Source organism: Nonomuraea sp. NPDC051298 (assembly GCF_055586305.1).
This window is the reverse complement of the sequence record NZ_JBVJIM010000005.1, coordinates 14,352-31,254: the sequence shown is the minus strand read 5'-3', so window position 1 is coordinate 31,254 and position 16,903 is coordinate 14,352. Positions and strand designations below refer to the sequence as shown.

Annotated in this window: 16 protein-coding genes; 7 read left to right on the top strand and 9 right to left on the bottom strand. The window is 71.4% G+C overall.

Annotation, left to right across the window (positions count from 1 at the left end):
* The first annotated feature begins 101 nt into the window (after window positions 1-101).
* From ACZ6S0_RS17130 to ACZ6S0_RS17115, 4 genes are read left to right on the top strand one after another with little or no spacing between them, the layout of a single operon-like run.
* A complete protein-coding gene (locus ACZ6S0_RS17130) occupies window positions 102-1,262 on the top strand; it encodes a sensor histidine kinase (protein ID WP_465917962.1) in 1,161 nt (386 codons plus the stop codon).
* On the top strand, window positions 1,253-1,909 hold the full coding sequence (locus ACZ6S0_RS17125; RefSeq protein WP_465917959.1) for a response regulator: 657 nt from the start codon (window positions 1,253-1,255) through the stop codon (window positions 1,907-1,909). The genes ACZ6S0_RS17130 and ACZ6S0_RS17125 overlap by 10 nt, the downstream gene beginning before the upstream one ends.
* The gene (locus ACZ6S0_RS17120) at window positions 1,906-2,682 is read left to right on the top strand and encodes a DUF4097 family beta strand repeat-containing protein (RefSeq protein ID WP_465917955.1); all 777 of its coding nucleotides are present in this window, start codon (window positions 1,906-1,908) and stop codon (window positions 2,680-2,682) included. The genes ACZ6S0_RS17125 and ACZ6S0_RS17120 overlap by 4 nt, the downstream gene beginning before the upstream one ends.
* A 40-nt stretch (window positions 2,683-2,722) precedes the next feature.
* On the top strand, window positions 2,723-4,369 hold the full coding sequence (locus ACZ6S0_RS17115) for an acetolactate synthase (protein WP_465917952.1): 1,647 nt from the start codon (window positions 2,723-2,725) through the stop codon (window positions 4,367-4,369).
* 5 nt (window positions 4,370-4,374) lie between these two features.
* Here ACZ6S0_RS17115 and ACZ6S0_RS17110 read toward each other — a convergent pair whose 3' ends face one another.
* Complete coding sequence (locus ACZ6S0_RS17110) at window positions 4,375-5,988, bottom strand: serine/threonine-protein kinase (RefSeq protein ID WP_465917949.1); 1,614 nt, start codon at window positions 5,986-5,988, stop codon at window positions 4,375-4,377.
* Window positions 5,989-6,230: 242 nt separating this feature from the next.
* Between ACZ6S0_RS17110 and ACZ6S0_RS17105 the strand changes: the two genes are divergently transcribed.
* Complete coding sequence (locus ACZ6S0_RS17105; protein WP_344894350.1) at window positions 6,231-6,611, top strand: thioesterase family protein; 381 nt, start codon at window positions 6,231-6,233, stop codon at window positions 6,609-6,611.
* A gap of 60 nt (window positions 6,612-6,671) precedes the next feature.
* Here the strand turns inward: ACZ6S0_RS17105 and ACZ6S0_RS17100 are convergent, their stop codons facing one another.
* The 6 genes from ACZ6S0_RS17100 to ACZ6S0_RS17075 all read right to left on the bottom strand — a co-directional run bounded on the left by ACZ6S0_RS17100 (window position 6,672) and on the right by ACZ6S0_RS17075 (window position 12,835).
* Window positions 6,672-8,036 carry an acetyl-CoA carboxylase biotin carboxylase subunit gene (locus ACZ6S0_RS17100; protein WP_465917945.1) on the bottom strand — a complete coding sequence of 455 codons (1,365 nt, stop codon included), beginning with the start codon at window positions 8,034-8,036 and terminating at the stop codon, window positions 6,672-6,674.
* A 107-nt stretch (window positions 8,037-8,143) separates the two neighbouring features.
* Window positions 8,144-9,436, bottom strand: coding sequence for an HD-GYP domain-containing protein (locus ACZ6S0_RS17095; protein ID WP_465917942.1), 1,293 nt, complete (start codon window positions 9,434-9,436; stop codon window positions 8,144-8,146).
* The gene (locus ACZ6S0_RS17090; RefSeq protein ID WP_465917939.1) at window positions 9,433-10,788 is read right to left on the bottom strand and encodes an HD-GYP domain-containing protein; all 1,356 of its coding nucleotides are present in this window, start codon (window positions 10,786-10,788) and stop codon (window positions 9,433-9,435) included. Before ACZ6S0_RS17090 ends, ACZ6S0_RS17095 begins: the two co-directional genes overlap by 4 nt.
* 227 nt (window positions 10,789-11,015) lie before the next feature.
* On the bottom strand, window positions 11,016-11,957 hold the full coding sequence (locus tag ACZ6S0_RS17085; RefSeq protein WP_465917936.1) for an NAD-dependent epimerase/dehydratase family protein: 942 nt from the start codon (window positions 11,955-11,957) through the stop codon (window positions 11,016-11,018).
* A 9-nt stretch (window positions 11,958-11,966) separates the two neighbouring features.
* On the bottom strand, window positions 11,967-12,233 hold the full coding sequence (gene rsrA / locus ACZ6S0_RS17080) for a mycothiol system anti-sigma-R factor (RefSeq protein WP_465917933.1): 267 nt from the start codon (window positions 12,231-12,233) through the stop codon (window positions 11,967-11,969).
* Complete coding sequence (locus ACZ6S0_RS17075) at window positions 12,230-12,835, bottom strand: sigma-70 family RNA polymerase sigma factor (protein WP_465917929.1); 606 nt, start codon at window positions 12,833-12,835, stop codon at window positions 12,230-12,232. Before ACZ6S0_RS17075 ends, rsrA begins: the two co-directional genes overlap by 4 nt.
* Before the next feature lie 233 nt (window positions 12,836-13,068).
* Here ACZ6S0_RS17075 and ACZ6S0_RS17070 point away from each other — a divergent pair, with 233 nt between their 5' ends.
* On the top strand, window positions 13,069-13,809 hold the full coding sequence (locus ACZ6S0_RS17070) for a class I SAM-dependent methyltransferase (protein WP_465917925.1): 741 nt from the start codon (window positions 13,069-13,071) through the stop codon (window positions 13,807-13,809).
* 56 nt (window positions 13,810-13,865) lie between these two features.
* On the opposite strand, the gene ACZ6S0_RS17065 is transcribed toward ACZ6S0_RS17070, so the two are convergent.
* Both ACZ6S0_RS17065 and ACZ6S0_RS17060 read right to left on the bottom strand, forming a co-directional pair.
* Window positions 13,866-14,198 carry a TraR/DksA family transcriptional regulator gene (locus ACZ6S0_RS17065; RefSeq protein WP_465917922.1) on the bottom strand — a complete coding sequence of 111 codons (333 nt, stop codon included), beginning with the start codon at window positions 14,196-14,198 and terminating at the stop codon, window positions 13,866-13,868.
* Between the two features lie 153 nt (window positions 14,199-14,351).
* A complete protein-coding gene (locus tag ACZ6S0_RS17060; protein ID WP_465917919.1) occupies window positions 14,352-15,098 on the bottom strand; it encodes an SOS response-associated peptidase in 747 nt (248 codons plus the stop codon).
* 287 nt (window positions 15,099-15,385) lie between these two features.
* Here ACZ6S0_RS17060 and aroA point away from each other — a divergent pair, with 287 nt between their 5' ends.
* Entirely contained in the window at window positions 15,386-16,756 is a 1,371-nt protein-coding gene (gene aroA, locus ACZ6S0_RS17055; RefSeq protein ID WP_465917914.1) for a 3-phosphoshikimate 1-carboxyvinyltransferase, read from the top strand.
* The last annotated feature ends 147 nt before the right edge of the window (window positions 16,757-16,903 follow it).

Sequence of the window (16,903 nt, the reverse complement as noted above, 5' to 3'; positions counted from 1 at the left end):
GCAGGCGTCGTACGGGCGCTTGGGGGGTGGGGCTAGCCCCACCATGCACCGGCACACCTGGCCCATTTCCCGTCACCGCCGCCGGTCAATACCGTTGAGGCATGAAAGTCCCCCGTCCCTGGTCGAGACGGGCGTGGCTCGACACGGCTCACGTGATGATCGGCTTGCCGGTCGGCGTGCTGCTCGGCGGGCTGACGCTCGTCCTGGTCGTCGCGCCGCGGCTGCTGTTGCGGGCCGTGCCGCGCTTCACCGGTGTGCAGCGTTCCAGGTTCGAGGCGTTCCTGGGCCTGCGCATCCCGCCCGCGCAGGACCCGAGCGGGTGGCGTGACCCGGGCATGTGGCGGCAGATCGGCTACCACCTGCTGTCGCCGCTGGTGAGCCTGGTCGGCGTGATCCTGGTGGCGGTGACGTGGGGCGGGGCGATCGTGGGGCTGCTGGCGTTCCTGCCGGCGAAGATCCACGAGGTGCCGCTGGAGTTCGTCTTCGATCTCAGGAACAACCGGGTCGTGGCCGTGTTCATGCTGGTGGGGCTGGTGTTGCTGGTGCTCGCGCCCGTCCTGGCCCGCGCGATGGCGATGCTGGACCTGTCGGTGGCCCGCGCCCTGCTCGAACCGAGCCGTACCGAGCTGGGGCAGCGCATCGAGACGCTGACCGAGAGCCGCGCAGGCGTGATCGACGCGGCCGACGCCGAGCGCCGCAGGATCGAGCGCGACCTGCACGACGGCGCCCAGCAGCGCCTGGTCTCCCTCGCCATGAACCTGGGCCTGGCCCGGGCCACGCTGACCGACCTGCCCGAGCCGGCCCGCGAGGCCATCGCGCGGGCGCACGAGGAGGCCAAGCAGGCGCTCAAGGAGCTGCGTGACTTCGTCCGCGGCCTGCATCCGGCCGTGCTCAACGACCAGGGCCTGGACGCCGCGCTGTCCGGCGTGGCGGCCCGCGCGCCCTTCCCCGTCAGACTCCGCGTCGACATCGAGCTGCGTACCACTCCGACCATCGAGGCGGTGGCGTTCTTCATCGTGTCCGAAGCACTGACCAACATCGCCAAGCACGCGGCGGCCACCAAGGCCGAGGTGAGCGTGCGGCGCGAGCGAGACCGCCTGCACGTGCTCGTCCACGACGACGGGTGCGGCGGTGCGAGGATGGACGGCGGCACCGGGCTGCGTGGCCTGGCGCAGCGGGTCGATTCGGTGGACGGGACGCTGCGGCTGTCCAGCCCGCTGGGCGGACCGACGACGATCGAGGTGGAGCTGCCGTGCGAGTAGTGCTCGCCGAGGATTCCGTGCTGCTGAGGGAGGGGCTGATCCGGCTCCTCGACGCCGCCGACATGGAGGTGGTGGCCGCGGTGGACGAGGCCGAGGGCCTGCTGCGCGCGGCCGAGCGGCACCGGCCCGAGCTGGTCATCACGGACGTGCGCATGCCGCCCACGCACACCGACGAGGGCCTGCGGGCCGCGCTCGTGCTCCGCCGCCAGCAGCCGGGGCTGGCGGTGCTGGTGCTCTCGCAGTACGTCGAGGAGCGCTACGCCGCCCAGCTCCTCGCCTCGGCCGCGACCGGCGGGGTCGGCTACCTGCTCAAGGACCGGGTGGCCGACGTGGCCGAGTTCGTCGACGCGCTGCGAAGGGTGGCCGCGGGCGGCACCGCGCTCGACCCCGAGGTCGTGGCCCAGCTCCTGCTGCGCCGCAGCAGCGACCCGCTGGAACGGCTGACGCCCCGCGAGCACGAGGTGCTCAAGCTGATGGCGGAGGGCCGTTCCAACGCCGGCATCGGGCAGGCTCTGGTGCTCAGCGAGGGGGCCGTGGGCAAGCACATCGGCAACATCTTCACCAAGCTCGACCTGCCGCCGACCGAGGGCGACCACCGGCGCGTGCTGGCGGTGCTGCAGTTTCTCAAGATCCGGAGCCTGCCGTGAGAGCGGCGTGGCTGGCGGCCGGCGCGGTGATGACGGTGTTCGCGCTGGTGTTGTCCACGGCGGCGCTCTGGATCGGCTTCGCCCAGGCCAGAATGCCGATGGACGTCACGATGAGGTCGATCCCGTTCGACCGGGGCGACATGCGGATCGAGACGGGCAGGGGCCAGGTCGACCTGGTCGTCTTGCCCGGCAAGGCGGGTGAGCTGCTGCTCGACCGGGCGCTGCACTGGTCGCGGGACCGGCCGGCGGTCACCGAGGAGTGGGACGCCCGCTCCGGGACGCTGCGGCTCGACGCCGTCTGCTCCGGCTCCGACCAGCCGGAGGGCCCGCTCTGCCGGGCCGACTACACCGTGTACGTGCCGCCGGAGATCGAGCTCGAGGCCAGTACGTCCGGGGGCAGGCTCGATGTCGGCGACCTCTTCGGCAGCGTGCGGCTGACCTCCGTCTCCGGTGACATCAGCGTACGCGCCATCACCGGAGACCTGTGGGCCAGGACCGCGACGGGCAGCATCCGCGGGATGGATCTCAGTGGGCGGAAGGCCGACGTGGAGGTCGGCTGGGGCGACGTGCGGCTGATGTTCGCCGGCGTCCCGGCCGAGGTCAGGGCCGTGGTGCGGACAGTGGGCAACGTCGACCTGACCGTGCCCGACAACGTCTACGCCGTGACGACGTCCGCCTCCAACACCACCCTCGACGTCAGGAGAGACACGGACGCCCCACGGAAGATCATCGCCAAGGCCCCCAAGGGCTCCGTGTCCGTATGCTGCCGGTGAAAAACTGTTTACCAGTGTGACTGGTTGGTAAGTTCCCGGCATGGAGTCTGCGAAGCACGCCGGTGACGCCGCCGTCGCCGTGTCCAAGGCATATGGCGTCGAGACCATGTTCACGCTGTCGGGAGGGCACGTCTTCCCCCTCTACGACGGCGCGGTGCACGAGGACATGCGCATCCTCGACGTACGCCACGAGCAGAGCGCGGTCTTCGCCGCCGAGGCGACCGCCAGGCTGACCAGGAAACCCGGCCTGGCCGTGCTGACCGCCGGCCCCGGCATCACCAACGGCGTCAGCGGCGTCGCGACCGCCCACTTCAACGGCTCGCCGGTGGTCGTCCTGGGCGGCCGGGCGCCCCAGTCGCGCTGGGGCAGCGGCGCCCTCCAGGAGATGGACCACCCGCCGCTGCTCGAGCCGATCACCAAGCTGGCGTTCACCTCGTCCGGCGCGGAGTCGGTCGGCCAGGACGTCGAGATGGCCTTCCGCACGGCGGTCGCGCCGCACCGCGGCCCGGTGTTCCTCGACTTTTACATGGACCACCTGTTCTCGCCGTCGCCGCCGCACGAGGTGCACACGCAGACGCCCTCCCCGCTGGAGCCCGACCCCGACGACCTGGCGGGCATCGCCCGCCTGCTGGCCGAGGCCGAGCGCCCGGTCCTGGTCTACGGCTCCGACGTGTGGATGGACCGCGCCGAGGAGGCCGCCCGCGACTTCGCCGAGACCTGGCGGCTGCCGGTCATCCCCAACGGCCAGGGCCGCGGCATCCTGCCGTCCGGGCACGAGCTGCTCGTCACCCGGGCCCGCAGCCTCGCCTTCGGCCAGGCTGACCTGGTGATCGTGGTGGGCACGCCGCTCGACTTCCGCCTCGGCTACGGCTGGTTCGGCGGGAAGGACGGCGCGCCGCTGGCCAGGGTCGTCCACGTCGCCGACGCGCCCTCGCAGCTCACCACGCACATGCAGCCGGCCGCCTCGGCCGCCGGCGACCTGTCGGTGGTGTTCTGGGGCCTCGGCACCGCCTGCGCCGAGGCGGGGGTCAAGCCCGACTCGTACGCGTCGTGGGTGTCCAGGCTGTCCGAGGCCGCCGCCGCGGCCACCGCCGGCGACGCCGAGCTGCTGACCGCCGACTCCGACCCCATCCACCCCATGCGGGTGTACGGCGAGCTGGGCAAGGTCCTGGCCGACGACGCCGTGGTGATCGGCGACGGCGGCGACTTCGTCTCGTACGCGGGTAAATACGTCGAGCCGAAGCAGCCGGGCAACTGGCTCGACCCCGGCCCCTACGGGTGTCTCGGCACTGGCCTGGGCTACTCCATCGCCGCCCGCCTGGCCAGGCCGTCCTCGCAGGTGGTGCTGCTGCTGGGCGACGGCGCGGCCGGGTTCTCGCTGATGGACGTCGACACCCTCGTACGCCACCGCCTCCCGGTCGTCATGGTCTGCGGCAACAACGGCATGTGGGGCCTGGAGAAGCACCCCATGCAGATGCTGTACGGCTACGACGTGGCCGCCGAGCTGCAGCCGCAGTGCCGCTACGACCAGGTCGTGACCGCGCTGGGCGGGGGCGGCGAGCTGGTCACCAAGCCGTCGGAGATCGGGCCCGCGCTGCGCAGGGCGTTCGACTCCGGGGTGCCGTACCTGGTGAACATCGCCACCGACCCGCAGATCGCCTATCCCCGCAACACGACGGGGGTGTGAGCGGCCTACGACGCCTTGGCGGTGGGCTTGGGGGTGGTGGAGGGGGTCGGGGTGGGCGTCGGCGGGACGTCCTCGGGGCAGACCGCGTCGATGACGACCAGCGTGACCTCCTTCCCCTTGTCCAGCGCCGTGCCGGCGACGGGGACGGTCTGCTTGATCTTGCCGCAGCGCAGGCCGTCGGTGGTGGTGGTGCGGTCGTCGAGTCCCGCCAGCAGCCCGGCGCCCTCCACCATCGACTGCCCGTCCAGGAACGGCCTGCCCACCACGTTGGGCACCCGCACCTTCGTCGTCGTCGGCGTCGGCGTGCCGCTGGGGGTCTTCGAGGGGGTCTTGCTGGGTGTGCTGGAGGGCGTCTCCGTCGCCTCCTCGCTCTCCTCCGGCGTCGGCGTGGGCTTCGTGGGCTTGGGCGGGAGGACCGCCTCCTCCGTCTCCGAGCGCTCGGGAGCGGGGGTGGTCTTCCTGGGCTTGGACGACTTGCTGATGGACTTCGAGTCGCCGCCCGGCGTGAACGTCACCTCCGGCGGGGCGGTGGTGGTCATGCCGGTCAGCGCCACGGCCGTGGCTCCCGCGCCGAGCACGACCGCCGCGGCGATGCCCGCGATCAACCCGGTCCTGCGCGGTGTCTTGGCCGCGCGCCGGCTCCCGCGCCGCTCGGACACGGCCGTGTCCTCCTGGGCCAGCCTGGCGCCCGTCTGGTAGGGGTTCGCGTCGGGCTGCTGGGGCTCCTGGCCGGGCGGCTGCTGGTACGCCTCGGGGGGCGGCACCATCGTGATCCCGGTGGCCAGTTCGGGCGCGACGGGCACCTGGCCGCTGGCGATCGCGCGGGCGGCCTCGCTCATGGCGCGGGCGCTGGGGTAGCGCCTGGCCGGGTCTTTCGACAGGGCGATCTCGACCAGCGACCTGGCCGCCTGCGGGATGTCCTGCGGCAGGGGCGGTGGGGCCTCGCGGATGTGCTTGAGCGCGATGGTGACCGCGCTGTCGCCGTCGAACGGCCGCTGGCCCACCAGGCACTCGTACGCGACGACGCCGAGGGCGTAGATGTCCACCGCGGGTGTCACGGGAGCGCCTTCGGCCTGCTCGGGGGCGCAGTAGGCGGCGGTGCCCAGCACCATCCCCGCGTCGGTGAGCCGGCTGGCCAGGTCGGCGCGCGCGATGCCGAAGTCGGTGAGCACGAGCGTGCCGTCGCGCTGCACGAGCAGGTTGCCGGGTTTGACGTCGCGGTGCACGATGCCCTGGTCATGAACGGCCTGCAACGCCGAGGCGGCCTGAGCGATCAGCTCCATCGCCGCCTGCGGCTGGATCCGGCCGAGCCGGCCCAGCAGCCGGTCGAGCGGCTCGCCGTCGACGAACTTCATCACCAGGTAGACGTTGTCGCCGCTGATGCCGTAGTCGTAGACGTCGACCACGCCGGAGTGGTTGATCGTGGCCATCGCCCGCGCTTCCCCCTGGAAGCGAGCGACGAACCCTGGGTCCTCCATCCGGCCCGGGAGCAGCACCTTTACGGCGACGGTGCGGGCCAGGACGATGTCTTCGCCTCGCCACACCTCGCCCATGCCACCGGCGCCGATGCGGGTGTCGAGCCGGTACCGCCCCGCCAGCGTCGTCCCTTGGGCCACCATGATTCCCCCGTTACCCCCTATGTCCGAAGCCTCTCCCACCCCGCGGATCTCCAACAAAGCGAAGTTTTGTCGCGGTGAGGTAACACAGTGGTCACGGAACTCAGAGAGTCTACGACTCACCTGTCCCACATGCCACTCAAAAGCCCCAAGACGTACAAAGCCTATCCTGGGGCCTCTTGCCCACACTTGTCCGCGTTTCCGCGAAGTCCAGGGGCTCCAAGCAGGCAGCTTAAGCTGATCTCATGACGCTCGCTCCCGGGCTCCGCGCCCAGCTCTCCGTCGTGGTCGAGATGGACGACACCGCCAAGAAGCTCGGCAGCGGCGACGTGCCCGTGCTGGCCACACCCCGGCTGCTCGCGCTGGCCGAGGCGGCGACCGTACGCGCCGTGCACCGGCACCTCGCCCCCGGCGAGACGTCGGTCGGCACCCGGGTCGAGCTCGAGCACCTGGCGGCCAGCCCGCTCGGCAGCCACGTCCAGGTGGGCGTGGAGCTGACCCAGGTCGACGGCCGGCGGCTGGTCTTCGCCTTCGAGGCCCACGACAGGCAGGCTGTGGTGGGCAAGGGCACGATCGAGCGCGTCGTGGTCGACCGCACCAGGTTCCTCGCCCGCGCCACCCGGTGACGGCGGCCAGATCGCCCTCGGCCTCGATGATCACCGGGGATCTCCATGTTCTCCACCACCTCACGCGGCCGGGGCGCGCATCCGCCCGACCAGTCCCGTGTCGTAGTCGCCGGTGACGAACTCGGCGTTGTCCAGCAGCTCCGCGCAGAACCGCAGATTGTTCTCGGGGCCCTCGACGACGAACCCGGCGACCGCCTTGCGGCCCTTCTCCAGGGCCTCCTCCCGGTCGGAGCCGTGCACGCAAAGCTTGGCCATCAGCGGGTCGTAGTACGCGGTGACGGTGTCGCCGGCCGCGTAGCCGGAGTCGACGCGTACGCCCTCGCCGGTCGGCTCGTCCCAGGCCGTGATCGGGCCGGGGCCGGGCAGGAACCGCTCGGAGTCCTCCGCGTGGACGCGGAACTCGATCGCGTGCCCCCTGGGCTCGGCCCTCAGCTCGGGGCTCTCCCCCGCCGCGACGCGAAGCTGCAGCTCGACCAGGTCGAGCCCGGTGACCAGCTCGGTGACCGGATGCTCCACCTGGAGCCCGGTGCTCATCTCCAGGAACACGAACTCCTGCCGCTCGACGTCGACCAGCCACTCCACCGTGGCCGCGCCCAGACAGCCGGCGGCCTCACCGGCCCGCACCGCGGCGGCCAGCAGGCGCTCGCGCAACTCGGCGGTGACGCCGGGCGAGGGAGACTCCTCGACGACCTTCTGATGGCGGCGCTGCACCGAGCAGTCGCGCTCGCCCAGCGCCACGACCCGGCCGCCGGGCAGGCCGAGGATCTGCACCTCGACGTGACGGGCGCGCTCGACGTAGCGTTCGAGCAGCACGTCCGGGCCGTCGAGCGCGTCGCCGGAGGACCTGGACGCCGCCCTGGCGGCCTGCTCGTACGCCTTGGCCAGCTCCTCGTCGTCGTGGGCCACGCTCATGCCGATGCCACCGCTCCCGCCCGCGGTCTTGACCATGACCGGGTAGCCGATGCCCTCGGCGGCCTTCAGCGCCAGCGACAGATCGGTGACCGGCTCGCGGGTGCCCGGGGCGACCGGCACGCCGGCGGCCTCCATGAGGTTCCTGGCGTTGATCTTGTCGCCGATCCTGCCGATGACCTCTGGGGACGGCCCGATCCACACCATCCCGGCCTCGATGCCGGCGCGGGCGAACGCGGCGTTCTCCGCGAGGAATCCGTGACCCGGATGGATCGCCCCTGCGCCCGTCGCGCGCGCCGCCTCCAGCACCTTCGCGACGTCGAGATAGCTCCGCGCGGGATCGCCGGGCCCGATCAGCACGGCCTCGTCGGCCTCGCGGACGAACGGCAGAGCGGCGTCGGCCTCCGAGTGGACGGCTATGGCGCGCAGGCCCAGCCGCTGGACCGTACGGATGATCCGCCGCGCGATCTCCCCCCGGTTGGCGATCAGAACGGGTCCGAGCGTCTCGATAAGCACGCCGACCACCCTATGACCGCCACCGGCTTGCCCTCTTTCGCCCTGAAGCACCGATCGGGCGAGCACGATCTGTAGGAAGTACACAAAAACCCTGGAAGCGCGGGGACTCAGACGCGGCCGCGGTCGATCACGCGGGCCAGCGCCTCGACCGCGTGGGCATCGTACGCGCTGCCGGCCGACAACCGGATCCGCTCCAGCGCCGCGCCGCCCCGGTCGCGATCGGTCGAGGGCCCCACCAGGTCGTCGTAGGCGTTGGCCACCTTGATGATGCGGCTCGACAGCGGCGGGTCGTCGGCGATCGACTCGCACTGGCGGCTGACCACCTCGGCCACCCGGTCGAGCACGCCCGTCTGCCTGATCACCTCCGCGCCCAGCTCCGCGATGCGCCGGGCCTGCTCGGGCTCGGTCAGCACGGTCGCCCCGCCCGGGATCGGGTCGCGCAGCGAGAGCTGGCCGATGTCGTGCATCAGCGCGGCGTACTCCAGCTCCAGCAGCTCGGGCTCCGACATGCCCAGCTCTCTGCCGATCGCCACGGCCAGGCGGCTGACCCGGCGCGAGTGGCCCGGCTCGACGTAGCCGCCCACCTCGGTGACCCGCGACAGGGCGCGTACGGTCTGCAGGTAGGTGGCGCGGATGCCCGCGTATTTGCGGAAGGCCACCTGCGTCACCAGCAGCGGCGCGGCGAACACCAGCAGCGCCACCAGGTCCATGCTGTGCGTGGCCAGCGCGAGCAGCACCCCCGACGACGCCACGGCGGCCCCCAGCGGGAAGGCCATGTTGATCTCGTCGCGCACGGCCACCCGGAACGCAGTGCGCACCTGCTCGGCCCGCAGCAGCGCGGCGATGAGCACGTCGATGAGCAGCGTGATCGCGATCAGCGTGACCATCACCACGAGCGCGGGCCACCACGTGCTGGTCGGCGGCTTGGTCAGCTCGTAGAGAGGGTCGGCCAGCGGCCGGAACGCGAAGGCGAGCAGCGCGCCGGTCAGCAGCCGCCGGGCCATCGCGTCGAGGCGCGGCGGCCGGCCCACGGCCAGATGCGGGAGCGCCCCTGCGAGCATGCCGACCGTGATCACCGCCACCACCTGCAACGCGGAGTGCCGCAGCGGGTTCTGGCTGAGGTCGAGCAGCAGCGTGTAGCCGAGCGCGGCGGCGGCGCCGATCGGCGCGACCTCCCTGTTGCCCGGCATGGTCAGCCGGGCCAGCTCACCGACGGCGATCAGGGCCCCGAACCCGACCGCGATCTCCGGCCGGTCGAGCCCGACGGCCGCCGTGTGCGCCACCCCCGCCAGCGCGACCAGCCCGGCCGCGCAGATGAGCAGGAGCTGGCCGGAGTCGAGCCGGCGCAGCACCGTGTGCAGCGACCGCTCGGTACGTCTGACGCGCTCAGTGGTGGTCATTGCCCGGTCACGACCTGGATAGGCATGGTCGGATCGTCGTGGTCCTTGATCGGCGTCTCGGCGGCCTCGGGCGGCGGCGGGTCGACCCGGCGCGGCGGCTGCCACGGCTCGCGCTCGAGCGCGCGGATGAAGGCGGCCACCATCACGGGGTCGAAGTGGGTGCCGGCGCTCTTGCGCAGCTCGTCGACGGCCACGGGGACGGGCCTGGCCCCGCGGTAGGAGCGGTCGGAGGTCATCGAGTCGAACGCGTCGGCCACCGCGATCACCTTGGCGAACTCGGGGATCTCGTCACCGGCCAGCCCCATCGGGTAGCCGGTGCCGTCGTGGCGCTCGTGGTGGTGCATGATCCCGGCGTACGCCTCGTCGAGGAAGCCGATCCCGCGCACGATCTCCAGCCCGCGCATGGGATGGAGCTGGATCGCGGCGAACTCCTCCTCGGTGAGCGGCCCGTCCTTCTGCAGCACCTTGGTGGGCACGCCGAGCTTGCCGACGTCGTGCAGCATGCCCGCGTAGCGGATGGCCCGCACCCGCTCGGTGCGCATGCCGATCTCCTGGGCGATCATCGAGGACGCGTGCGAGACGCGCGTGCAGTGCCCTCGGGTGTAGTAGTCCTTCGTCTCGACGGCCTGGCAGAGCGCGGCGATGGTGGCGTCGTAGGAGCGCTGCTGGGCGCTGTACTGGCCGAACGCCCAGCGCGCCACGAACAGCGGCAGCAGCACCAGCACGGCCGAGATGGACGCCACGGTGGCCCACAGACCCGCCACGAGCAGCCCGAACGTCCCGTAGCCCAGGTAGGAGAGCAGGAACTGCCCCATGCCCCGCATCGGCACCTCGGCGGCCCGCACCCGCGTGGCCAGCCCGATCATGGTGAGCGTGAGCAAGATGTTGAGCGGCACGAAGACCGCGGTGGCGGCGGCGTAGGGGCCGATGAGGTCGTCGAAGGCGTTGACCTCGGGAACGCCCACCCGGCCGTGCAACGCCTCGTAGACCCGGCCCGCCACGTAACCACAGATGGCGAACTGGGCACCGTTGAACAGCCGCTTGATCAGCGGCAGCCCCGGCCGCACGCTCAGCACCGCGGTGAGCCCCACCAGCGCCGCGCCCTCCGGCCCGATGAGCACCACGGCCGCGAGCGAGGCGGAGAAGCTGACCGACACCGCGAACTGCTCCACGTTGAGCAGCGTCGGCATCGACTCGCACACCAGGAACAGCAGGGCGAGCACCAGGAGGATGTCAAGGTCCTCGTCGGCCACGGGCGCGCCGGAGACCATGACGCTGCGTACGATGAGAGCGGCCGCCGCGCCGATCACGGCGACCAGATAGACCCTTGCGGGCCACGGCAGATCACGCATTGCGGCCCCCTAAGGTGTTCAGGTCCAGGACACCCCGGGAGGAACCAGTCCGCCACCGATCACCATCGTGACCACCGGGGTGATCAGCACGATGGCCGTGAGCAGCCGGGCGACCATAACCTTCGACATCCACATGCCTCCACGTCGACTTGTGGGGTTCACGCTACAGAAGACGACGTTGCCGTACGGGCGGAGGGGGAAATCGCAAGCAAAGCGTAATCAAGCCACTACTTCACGCGACGCGCGGCCGCCCACTCGACGGTCTTCTTCAGCCCGGTCGGCAGGTCGGTGCGCGGCTGCCAGCGGAGCCCGTCGTGCGCGGGCACCGGATCGACCGCCATGGCCGGCAGGTCGCCCGCGCGCGGCGGGGCGAAACCGGGCTTGTCGTGCGCCCCGGCCGCGTCGGCGATCAGCGAGTGCAGGCGGCGGTCGGTGGTCTGGATGCCGGTGCCGAGGTTGAAGCGGCGGCCGTTGCCCTCCGACCCGCACGCCCTGACGAAGCCGTCGACCACGTCGTCGACGTAGACGTAGTCGCGGGTCTGGGTGCCGTCGCCGTAGACGACCGTGGGCGTGCCGCCGAGCAGGGCGTCGGTGAAGATCGCCACCACTCCGGCCTCGCCCTCCGGAGACTGTCGCGGGCCGTAGACGTTGGAGAGCACCAGCGTGGTGTACTCGATGCCGTAGAGGGCGCGGAAGGTGGCCAGGTAGATCTCGCCGCTCAGCTTCGAGGCGGCGTACGGCGAGCGGGGGTCACCGGCCGCGTCACCCGGCACGGGGATCACCGCCGGGCGGCCGTAGACGGCCACCGACGAGGCGAAGACGACCTTGCGCGTACGCCCCTCGTGGGCCGCGGCCAGCACCGCCGCCGTGCCCTCGACGTTGAGCCTGGCGTCGTGGGCCGGGTCGGCCACGCTCCTGCGCACGCTGATCTGCGCGGCCAGGTGGCAGACCACCTCGGGCTGGAGGTCGCTCATCAGCGTGGTGAGCGCCCGGTCGCGGACGTCCATCACGTGCAGCCGGAACCGGTCGTGGCCGGCCGCTCCCGCCAGGTTGCCCCTGCTGCCCGAGGACAGGTCGTCGACCGCGTCGACCTCGTGCCCATCGGCAAGCAGACGATCGACGAGATGCGAACCGATGAACCCGGCACCCCCGGTGACCAACACGCGCATGGGTGAATCTTAGTCGGACAGCTCCGACCTCACCTGCGCGATGCGAGCCAGCACCTTCGAGCGCAGGTCCGCGGGAACTGGATCGCAGCCGCAGTGCTTGTGCACCAGCGCCTTGATCGCCTTGTCGAGGTCGTATTCCTTCAGGCACGGGCTGCACTCGTCGAGGTGCACGCGGATGTCGGCGACGTCACCCTCGGTCAACTCGCCGTCGAGGTAGGCGTAGACCTTGTCGAGGACCTCGCGACAGTCGGTGTCGTGTGGGTTGCCACAGCTCATTTCGATCCCTCCGCCGGGACCAGGCCGCGCTCGCGGGCGTAGTCCTCAAGGAGGCCCCGGAGCTGCCTGCGTCCCCTGTGCAGCCTCGACATCACGGTGCCGATCGGAGTGCCCATGATGTCGGCGATCTCCTTGTAGGGGAAGCCTTCGACGTCGGCCAGGTAGACCGCGATCCTGAACTCCTCGGGCAGCACGGCCAGCGCCTGCTTGATGTCGCCGTCGGGCAGGTGCTCGAGCGCCTCGACCTCGGCGGACTTCAGGCCGCTCGACGTGTGGGACTCGGCCCGCGCGAGCTGCCAGTCCTCGATCTCCTCCGTGCCCGACTGCTTCGGCTCCCGCTGCTTCTTGCGGTAACTGTTGATGAAGGTGTTGGTCAGGATCCGGTAGAGCCACGCCTTGAGGTTGGTTCCCTGCTGGAACTGGTGGAACGACGCGAACGCCTTGGCGAAGGTCTCCTGCAGCAGGTCCTCCGCGTCCGCGGGATTCCGGGTCATCCGGAGCGCGGCGGAGTAGAGCTGCTCGAGATACGGCATGACGTCGCGCTCGAATCGCTCGCTTCGCTGCTCCAGCGTCTCCGCGCCTGTCGCGGGCACCGGACCCACCCCCCTAAGATCACCGGTGGCCGGCTGTGGCGGGACACCGTACTCAGGGGAGGATACCCGCTGGCCCGTGACCGCTCTGTCAACGGGCTGGGGTTCTACCAATGTGAGCATGCTCGTCGCAACACGCCCGCGCCCTTGTCTGTTCCCGCAAGATAGAAGGTACGAAGGACCCGGTGCGGGGAACGTCATACGTACCGGCTGGTAGCCCTTTTCCCGGAACCCAGGAGTCGCGTGTGCTGCCCATTCCGGCCGAGGAACTGAACGGCTCAGGGACGCTCGGGCCGTACTGGACCTTCTACCGCGCCGTCGCCGCCGAACAACTCACCCGATGGCTCCCCGGCCAACCCTCCGTGATCCTCGACCTCTCCGGCGGCCGTGGGCGGTGGTCCGGCCAGGCCGCCAGGGCGGGACACCGAGTGATCGAGGTGCTCGACTTCCGCCGGACCCTCGACGGGCAGTCCCGGTTGCGCGACGCCGACCGCGTCCGGCACGTACGCGCCGACGACCTGGCCTTCCTGCCCGACGCGAGCGTGGACGCGGTGCTCGCCGAGGAACGGGTGATGTCGATCGAACTGATGGCCGAGTCGGCGATGAGCGACGTGGCCCGCGTGCTGCGGCCGGGCGGGCGGGCCCTGGTGTGCGTCGACTCGCTGGTGCTGGGCATGGCGATCCTGGCCGAGCAGGAGCAGTGGCAGCACCTGCGGCAGACCGGCGAGGTCATGCTGGTGCCGTGGCCCGACGGCAGCATCACGCGCTGCTTCAGCAGCGGCCAGTTGCGCGAGCTGCTCGTGGGCGCCGGGCTGGAGGTCGAGTGGATGCGGCCGCGTACGGTGCTGTCGCCGTCCACGGTCGACCACGTGCTCGGGTCCGACGCGCGGGCGCTCAACTACCTGGTGCGCACCGAGCTCGAGGCCCAGCCGGACGACGACGACACGGTCGGCATCCACCTGGTGGCCAGCGCCCGTAAGGGGTGATCCGCCGCGGTGCGGGGTGGCGCGCCGCCGTTCTTCGTGTCCGGCGGCGTGCGCGCTCAGCGACGGCGCTCCCGCTTGCCCTGGCACTGCACGCAGCGCGCGGCCTCGGGCCGGGCCTCCAGGCGGCCCTCCGGCACCGTGCGTTCGCAGTCGACGCACCTGCCGTACGCGCCTTCCTCGATGCGTCTGATCGCCTCGACGATCGCCTGACGCTGGGTGGTGGCCACGGTCAGCATGGCCCTGGCGCGGTCGGCGTCCGTCAGGTCGGAGCCGGCGTCCGCCGCCGAGTGCTCGCGTACGGCGACGGGGTCGCCCTGGATGACCCCGATCGATCGATCCAGGTTGGCGAGCATTACTTCGAGCCGCTCACGAGCGGTCGTGACATCCACGAATCCGCACCTCCGGGTGATGAGGGCAACCCGCGGCCGGACTCCCCGGATGTCCCGCCCGGCGCAATCAAGGGGCATTTATGGCGGTGACACCGAGTGAACGGTTGCATCGCTTTCCTCACCGGATGCCCATTTACCGTGCCTCTTACACCTTTAGAAAAGGGCCGTTTCCCCCTCTTCCTGAAGAGGTTTGATGAGGTCCGGGCCATTGTTACGGACGTTGTTGACGTCGGCCGAGACCGCGTACGCGGTGAGCCGGCCCGACTCGGCGGGCACCAGCAGGCCCGCGGCCCTGGAGGTGTCGGTCAGCTTGGGGTCGAGCCACTCGGCCCAGTGCTCCCGGTCGATCATCATGGGCATCCTGTCGTGGATGCGGCCCAGGTGGTCCTCGGCGTCGGTGGTGATGACGGTGCAGGTGACCAGCCACTTGAGCGGGTCGTCGTCGTCGCGCGACGGGTCCTTCCAGAACTCGTACAGACCGGCCATGGCCAGGACGCCGCCGTCGGCCGGATGGATGAAGTACGGCTGTTTCTTCTTCTTTTCCCCCTCGACCGGCATCCACTCGAAGTAGCCGTCGGCCGGGAGCAGGCACCGGCGCTTGGCGAACGCCTGGCGGAACGACGGCTTCTCGGCCAGCGTCTCGGCCCTGGCGTTGATCAGCCGCGACCCGATCGACGGATCCTTGGCCCAGGCCGGCACCAGGCCCCACTTCACGACCCTGAGCTGGCGCACGGCCCGCTCGGCCTCCTTGGGAACGCGGCTGAGCACGGCGTAGACGTTCTTGGTGGGGGCGACGTTGAAGTCGGCGCCGAGCTCCTTGTCTGGCTCGGCGTCCTGCTCGACCTGGAACTCCTCGAGCAACTCGTGCTTCTTGCGCGCCGAGGCGTATCTACCGCACATGACCCCACACTGCCATGCCAGGCTTTCGATCGCATGTTTGCCTCGGCACGCGCCACGCCACCCGCGCGTCGTACCGCTGGACGCGGCGGGTGTGACACGGCGTGTCGCCCAGCCGGGCGCCCTGTCCCGTGGAGGGAGCCTGACCTCTGAAGGAGCCGATCTCAGCGAAGAGCCGATCTCTGGAGGAGCCGATCTCTGGAGGCCCGTCATGCACAGACAGCGACAGTGAGCCAGTCGTTATCCACAGCCTGTGACCCCCGCCCCGCCACGGCCAGTACCCTTTGACCATGCCCGCTCCGCACTGGCCCGCACCGACGGCGGCCACCCCGGTCACCGCCACCGTCACCCTGCCCGGCTCCAAGTCGGTCACCAACCGCGCGCTCCTGCTCGCCGCGCTCGCCGACGGCCCCGGGGTCGTGCGCCAGGCGCTGCGCAGCCGCGACGCCGACCTGATGGTGGCGGCGCTACGGGCGCTCGGCACGACGCTGGAGCCCATGCGGGAGAGCGCGGCGAGCGTCGACTGGCGGGTGACGCCCGGCCCGATCCACGGCGGGGCGCACATCGACGCCGGGCTGGCGGGCACGGTCATGCGTTTCGTGCCGCCGATGGCCGCCCTCGCCGACGGTCCCGTCTCCTTCGACGGCGACCCGCACGCGCGCAAGCGCCCCATGGGCCCCATCCTCGACGCGCTGCGCTCGCTCGGGGCGCGCATCGACAACGACGCCCTGCCGTTCACGATCAGCGGGCCGCCGGTGGGCGGCGAGGTCACGCTCGACGCGTCGGGCTCGTCGCAGTTCGTCTCCGGCCTGCTGCTGACGGCGGCGCGGTTCGAGAAGGGCGTCACGATCCGCCACGTGGGCCCGCCGGTGCCCTCGCAGCCGCACATCGAGATGACCGTGGAGATGCTCAGGGCCGCGGGCGTCGCGGTCGACGACGGCGAGCCCGAGGTGTGGCGGGTCGCGCCCGGCCCGATCGCGGCCAGAGACCTTACGGTCGAGCCCGACCTGTCCAACGCGGCCCCCTTCCTGGCGGCGGCGCTGGTGACGGGCGGCACGGTGACCATCCCCGCCTGGCCGGCGCGCACCACTCAGCCGGGCGACGCCCTGCGCGGCCTGCTCACCGCCATGGGCGCGACGGTCACCCGCTCCTCCGCCGCCACGCACTCCGAGTCCGTCTCGCCCGCCGACTCCGAGGTCGTCTCCCCGGCCGACTCCGAGACCGCCTCCCCGGTCGCGTCCGGGGCCGTCTCCGACCTGGTGGTCACGGGCACGGGCGAGATCATCGGCATCGACGCCGATCTCCACGAGGTGGGCGAGCTGACCCCGACCATCGCCGCCATCGCGGCGCTGGCCTCCACACCGAGCCGCATCCGGGGCGTGAGCCACCTGCGCGGCCACGAGACCGACCGCCTCGCCGCGCTGGCCACCGAGATCAACCGACTCGGCGGCGACGTCGAGGAGACCGACGACGGCCTGCTCATCCGCCCCCGCCCGCTGCACGGCGGCACCTTCCACAGCTACGACGACCACCGCATGGCCACAGCCGGAGCCGTGATCGGCCTGGCGGTGCCCGGCGTCGAGGTGGAGAACATCGCGACGACCGCCAAGACCCTGCCGGAGTTCGTCCAGATGTGGGCGGCGATGCTGGGATCCCGATGACGGCGGGCGCGGTGACCTGCGCGAGCTGGGCCGACCCGACCCGTGTGAGCTGGGCTGACGCGTTCGGGCCCGCAAACGCTGGTTTCACCCGGAAAGCGCCGGGCACGTCGGAAAAGGGCGACGCGTGACAGCGCGCCGTCCGCACCG